Genomic DNA, 5,932 nt, shown 5'->3' with positions numbered 1-5,932 from the left:
ACGGGGCTATCCAGGAGGGCTCCGACGCCCTGATCACACCAGACACAGCAAGATCATCTCACCCGTGACCAGTAGTTACGGGACAACCCTTAGGTAAGTAATGTCAACACGCGCGCGCATGTGCAACTCCCCTAACTTCTTGAACAGCTCATAACTGCATGGCTGGGTCCCGTCAGTCCCGTCGCCCGGGGAGAGGCGTGCCCTGACCTGCTCTTTTCCTGTACGGGACTCAAAACCATGCGTCGCTCACGGGACTGAACCCCCCGTACAGCAGCCCCGAGTACGGGGCTGACGGGACTGGAATCTCCCGACACGCGCGGGCGCAGCCTCTCCCGGGGACGGGGTGGGCTACGCTCTGTGCCGCATAGCCGAAGTTTCAGTCCCTTCAGTCCCGTTGTTCTGGGCGGGGCCTGCCGAGAACCGCACCGATTTCCGAGGACGCTCATGAGCGCCGAACCCGTCCGCTTCGACGCCGAGGCCGCGGCCGAACAGATCCGCCGGTACTCCCTCGACGCCGGCCTCCCGCATGAGCACCCCGGTCTGCCCGCCCAGCACAACGGCTCGCTCACACCGCCCCCCGACCCTGGGCTGGTGCCTGCTTCGCTGACCGACCGGGGCAACGCCAAGCTGTTCGCCCGGCTCTACAGCGACCGGTTCCGCTACGTCATCGGGATGGGCTGGCACTCCTGGAGCGAGTACCGGTGGAGACTGACCGGCGGTGAGGAAGCCGCGGTGTGGGCCGCGGGCGAAATGGCCGAGCAGTTCCCCGAACACGACCCGCACGGACGCTTCAGCGACCGCGCGCTGGCAGCCCACCGCCGGCACTCCGAGTCGACCTCGGGAGTCAAGGCCCTGCTCTACCAGGCCCAGGCCGCCCCGGGCCTGCGCCTGGACCCCGATGTCCTGGACGGCGACATCTACGCCCTGTGCACCCCGGCCGGGGTGGTCGACCTGCGCACCGGCCAGCTGCGCAAGCCGGACCCGCTCACCGACATGCACGCACGGGCGACCGCGGTCGCCCCCCCCACGCCATGCCCGTCCCCCGCTGGAACAGCTTCCTGCGCGACACCTTCGGCGACGACGAGAAAGGGCAGGAGACCATCGGGCTCCTGCACCTGCTGCTCGGCTACTCCATCACTGGCGACGTCGGCGCGCAGGTCCTGCCCTTCCTGTACGGGTCGGGGGCGAACGGCAAGTCGGTCCTGCTCGAGGTGATGACCCAGATCCTGGGCGACTACGCGAACGCCGCCCCGCCGGGATTCCTCATGGAGAAGGGCAAGTTCACCGAGCACAGCACCGAGCTCACCGAACTGCACGGCCGGCGCATCGTGGTGTGCAGCGAGCTGAAGCCGAACGACAAGTTCAACGAGGCCCGCGTCAAACTCCTCACCGGTGGCGACACCATCACCGCCCGGCGCATGCGGCAGAACTTCTTCACCCTCACCCCCACTCACAAGCTGTGGCTGCTCGGCAACCACCGGCCCGAGGTCGGCACCGGAGGCCACGCGTTCTGGCGGCGCATGCGCATCATCCCCTTCGAGCGCCGCGTCCCCGACGAACGGAAGATCGACAACCTCGCGGCCGAACTCGTCCGGGACGAAGGCCCCGGCATCCTGCACTGGCTCATCGAAGGCGCCAGGAAGTACCTCGCCACCCGCGATCCGCTCACCGGCCCGGCCTCCGTCCGCGTGGCCACCGCCGCGTACGAGACCACCGAGGACCACATCGGCCGCTTCATCAGCGAACGCTGCACCAAAGGCCTCGGCGGCCGCCCCAACCCCGACCTGCGCGTCGAACAGAAACTCCTGTACGAGACCTACGGACGCTGGTGCTCCGACGAGGGCATCAGGCCCTCGACGAGCCGGGCCTTCGCCAGCCGCATCCGCCAGGAACTCGGACTCGCCTCACCCGCCGAAATGATCAAGAACAACGCCACCAAGCTCTACCCCGGCCTCGCCCTGCTCCCGGACGACCCCGACACCTACAGGGAGGAAACCCCGTGACCAGCCACTACGCCCTGGGATCCCTCCCGGGCGGCCCGTACGATGGAGAAGCTGCACCCGCAGGCCGAAGCCCGGCACCGGACAACCAGGAGGCCCGATGAGCGCGATGCCGAAGGAAGGCGATCTCGCCCAGGAGGCCGAGGTCGTATGGCTGGAGGACCCGGAGGACCTCGACTACGTCCGCCAGGCCCTCGACAAGGTCAACACCCGCAAGGGCAAACCACGCTACGAACGCGACGGCCGGCTCATCGGATACACCAACCTCACCCCCAACGCGGCGCGGCGCCCCGACAGCGGCCTTTTCGTGCGCCGCACGTTCTACCTGCTCCCGCACGACCGCCCCAACCAGCCCGACGACCCCGCTGCCCCTACAAGGTCGGCTCACCGCTCGAAGCTGTCGATCCGCGGACGGTGAAACCGGGCGAGGCCGGAGCGAAGACCGCCCGGTCCCAGGGCGCCGGAAGGACAATGCCCGCCACCACCTGAAAACCGGCGGCCGTACGACCCGCCCCGCAGCCGGCGCACAACAAGGGCCTCATTCCCCTGCCCGCCCGCGGTCCGGCCTTGCTGCGGCTGATGAACGATTGCCGGGTTCTTTTCGGCCCGCTCCCACAGGATCATCAGTGTGCCGGATGCCTTCGTGCAGCACGGACCGCCGCGCACAACTGCCAGTCGCCGGTCTGCTCGACGAGCTGCATGAACCCGCGAAGCCCGCCGGTCATCGTGGACCGTGCCATCAGGTCGATGCCGTCGAGCTCGGCTTGCGGATGGACAGTCCGGATGCGCTCGACCATCTCCTTGCTCTCCGGCCAGGCGGCCTCCCACGACTCCAGCAGATCCTCGAAGCCCACGTCGACGGCTCCGTCGACCACCATGAGGGCCCCCGTTTCCGTAAGCGCCCAACTGAGTCCCGTCAGTCCCGTAGCCTCGACGAAAACGCCCTGACCTGCTCCTTTTCGCGGGACTCAAGCTCCGATCGGAAAAGCCACTCCCTCAGCAACGGGACCGTACGTCCAGCCAGTCTTCCGCCCGGGCAGCACATTGCCTCCCTCGGCGGGGCAGTTCCCAGCTGAGGGAGGGGCAGGTGCCCTTGCTCACGGGGCTGGCGGAACTGTCTCCGTCAGCCGGCCACGATGTCGCGCAGTTCCTGTACGGCGCGCTCGTGGTGGTGCTGGGCGGGGATGGCTTCGTACAGGTCCAGGGCGCGGCGGCGGACCAGGCCGGTGCGGTAGTCGACGGGCAGTGCGGTCAGGGCAGCGACCGTACGGCGGCAGGCCTGTTCGGTGTCGCCGTCGTGGTGGGAGCAGGCGGCGGCGTCGATGTTCAGCAGGGTGCGTGTCATGGTGCTGGTCGGCGCGGACAGTTCCAGGGCGCGCTGCTGGCTCTCCTGGGCGCGGCGGGTGTCCCCGAGGGTGGTGAAGGCGTGGCTGAGGTGGACGTGGTGCTTCTGCTCGCCGTACGTCAGCCAGGTGTCCGACCGTTCGGGCTCGGGGAGCCGGTTCATGAGAGTGTCGGCGGCGGTGAGCGCGGCGCGGGCCTGCTCGCTCTGGTGGTTGAGGGCGTAGGCGCGGGCGGCGACGGCGGCCGCCAGCACCGCAGCGGCGGTCGGCCGGGTGCCGGCGGCATGGCGGGCCTGGTCGGCGAGGGCGGCTGCTGCCCTGGGGGCGCCGTAGTTGAGCGGCACCATCGCCTCCCGGGCCAGGACCCACGCGTGCAGCTGCGGGTCGCCGGATTCGGCGGCAGCCCGGGCGGCGGTGGCGAACCAGGCGCGGGACTCCCGGCGGCTGCCCAGATCGTGCAGGACGATCGCGGTCATCCCGGCCATCTGCCCGGCCGTCCGGCACAGCCGGGCCCTCACCGGTGCGGGCTGCGGGACGGCAAGGAGCGGGTACAGGGCCGTGAAGTCGATGACCAGGTCGGCCAGGACGCGGGCGGGTGCTTGTCCGTGGTAGCCGTACCCGTAGCTCTCGGCTGCGGCTTCGAGGTCGGCCAGGTCCTGGGAAGCACCGGGGGAGAGGGTCTGGTCGAGGTCGGTCCGGGCGGCGGTGAGCGCGGCGAGGGCAGGAGCGGTGAGGCCGGCGGCCAGGGCGCCGCGCAGCAGGTTGCGGCGCTTCATCGGGTCTTCTCCATGGTCGGGCTCCGTGCTGAGAACGGCGGTGTCCTCCCAGGGTTGCGCAGCAAGCCCCAGGAGGGCACCGGGAATGCGCAGTCCGCCCGCGATTCGCTCGACGGTCGTGAGGGCGGTGACGGATGTGGCGCCCCGGGCGATCTGGCTGACCCGCTCGGCCTTCAGCGTGCACGCTTCGGCGATCCGGTTGAAGGAGATCCCCACGTCGTGGGCCATGGCGAACACCGTGGTGAAGTCCCGCTCACCAAGAGCCCGGACGAAAACCGGGTGGGCCAGCAAATGGTGCGGCACTTGGGCGGGTGACGACGGTAAGTCGTCCACAAGCCCCCCAGAACTCCCGTGGAAGTCCGGCCCGTACGCGCAGAGGACGACCGTCGAGATGATGCCGTCGCCTGGCGCGCCAGCCGGGTCAAGGCCCGGCGAGGATGTCGTGGGTGCCGATGCGTTGCCAGATAATGTGGCGCTCGCCGCGATGTACTTCTACTCCGTACATCCAAGTCGCCCTGCCATTCCCGGCCCACGTGAGCTCGTAGACGCCGGGCGCACGCCGTACTCCTTTCACGCGGAGGCCGGGGCGGAAGGATCCGGTGCGCAGGTCGTCGACGAAGGCTCCGACCGCGCGGCGGAAGCGGCGGCGCTGTTCTGGGGTGAGGCGGTCGAGGTCGCTGGTGAAGCGGACAGTGGTCTCGTAGGTGGGCATGGCGAACTCCTCCCAGAAGCACGAAGCCCCGGCCGGTGGCCGGGGCTTCGTGGTGGTGGTTCGTTGAAGGGGAGCGGGGACGAAATAAGGGCGGAAGAGGCGGAAAGAGATGTCTGCAATGGGGATTTGTGGCCGGTGGGACTCGTGTGCCTCGCCTGCCGCGGCCGTGGCTTCCAGCAGCGCGTTGCGGTGCTGTGCTCGTTCGGTACTCCGTGACGGTCTTCGCTCTCGTGTGTGCCCTGGCAGGGCCGTGAGGCCGGAGACGGCGGTGTTGTTCGGCGGGGACCGCCTTAGCCGAAGGCTCAGGCCGGATGGACGGCAGCGCAGGCCGGCTCTGTGCCGCAGGTTCGTCGCCAGGAGGGCGGCCGGCGGCGAGGCCTCGCGTCCCTCGCTCCGGTAGCCGATGTCCTGTCCTACCGAACTCGGCCGAGAGACGAATCGGCGCCGACTCGGTTCGCTGAGACAGGGGGCTGGTCGCCCCACAGGTGCTCCTTCGGTGCGGTTATGAGTTCGTCCTCGCTCACGTCGTCGCGGATGCCGACCTGGGGGCAGTACCTGCATGTCGCCGGACGCCGCGCGACGATGAGCAGCAGGGCTACGGTTCTTGAAGTGCTGGCACCTTGCTAGCCGCCGTGGTCGTGTGCGTTCCCGGCCGGGATGTGGCGGTCCGTCTCCAGGAGGAAGAGGGGGTGACCGGCAGGACCTTCAGAAGCAGCTCCGCTGCCAGGCCGAAGAGCAGGAGTGCGCCGCCCGAGAGCTGGCCAGGGTGATGGAGGAAGCAGTTCGTCGGGACGGCGGAGTCTGGAGAAGTAAGGCTGGGAGCAAGGGCGGCCCGTGCCACCCCCCGAATGGTGTGTGGCTCGCGTGATCACTTTTCGCTGACGATCCCTCGCTGTGTTCCGTCGAGCGCGTGGTTCGGGTCGTCCCTCGTGAGAGTGTGGCTGGATGATGCATATACAGGAGGGGCAGCGGGGGCATGAGTAGGGGAGCGGTGCTTCAGCTGACTCGCACCCACCGGATACTCATCGGTCTCGTGGTCGCCGGGGCGGTGCTCATCGCCGCGATCGGATTCGCGGGCTCGTACGCGGCGGTGCGCGAACT

The 5,932-nt window shown here is 69.1% G+C and carries 3 protein-coding genes and 2 pseudogenes; 2 read left to right on the top strand and 3 right to left on the bottom strand.

Going from position 1 to position 5,932, the window contains the following annotated elements; translation table 11 throughout:
* The first annotated feature begins 444 nt into the window (after positions 1 to 444).
* Both ACWCXX_RS40400 and ACWCXX_RS40395 read left to right on the top strand, forming a co-directional pair.
* Positions 445 to 2,003 (top strand): annotated as a pseudogene (locus ACWCXX_RS40400) (DNA primase family protein).
* 97 nt (positions 2,004 to 2,100) lie between these two features.
* Positions 2,101 to 2,489: pseudogene (locus tag ACWCXX_RS40395) on the top strand (DUF6009 family protein).
* 134 nt (positions 2,490 to 2,623) lie between these two features.
* Here ACWCXX_RS40395 and ACWCXX_RS40390 read toward each other — a convergent pair.
* From ACWCXX_RS40390 to ACWCXX_RS40380, 3 genes are all read right to left on the bottom strand, one after another.
* Positions 2,624 to 2,878: a hypothetical protein gene (locus ACWCXX_RS40390; protein WP_451136192.1), complete on the bottom strand. Its 255-nt coding sequence runs from the start codon at positions 2,876 to 2,878 to the stop codon at positions 2,624 to 2,626.
* Between the two features lie 245 nt (positions 2,879 to 3,123).
* Positions 3,124 to 4,422 (bottom strand): hypothetical protein, encoded by a 1,299-nt coding sequence (locus ACWCXX_RS40385; RefSeq protein ID WP_451136190.1) that lies wholly within the window; start codon positions 4,420 to 4,422, stop codon positions 3,124 to 3,126.
* A gap of 118 nt (positions 4,423 to 4,540) precedes the next feature.
* On the bottom strand, positions 4,541 to 4,831 hold the full coding sequence (locus ACWCXX_RS40380; RefSeq protein WP_451136188.1) for a hypothetical protein: 291 nt from the start codon (positions 4,829 to 4,831) through the stop codon (positions 4,541 to 4,543).
* Between the last annotated feature and the right edge of the window lie 1,101 nt (positions 4,832 to 5,932).

Source organism: Streptomyces sp. NPDC001732 (genome assembly GCF_053596315.1).
This window is presented reverse-complemented; position numbering and strand designations above follow the sequence as displayed.

Bases quoted from the DNA above. Each gene is read 5' to 3' on its own strand.
- ACWCXX_RS40390 (WP_451136192.1), bottom strand. From the start codon at position 2,878: ATGGTGGTCGACGGAGCCGTCGACGTGGGCTTCGAGGATCTGCTGGAG.
- ACWCXX_RS40380 (WP_451136188.1), bottom strand. From the start codon at position 4,831: ATGCCCACCTACGAGACCACTGTCCGCTTCACCAGCGACCTCGACCGC.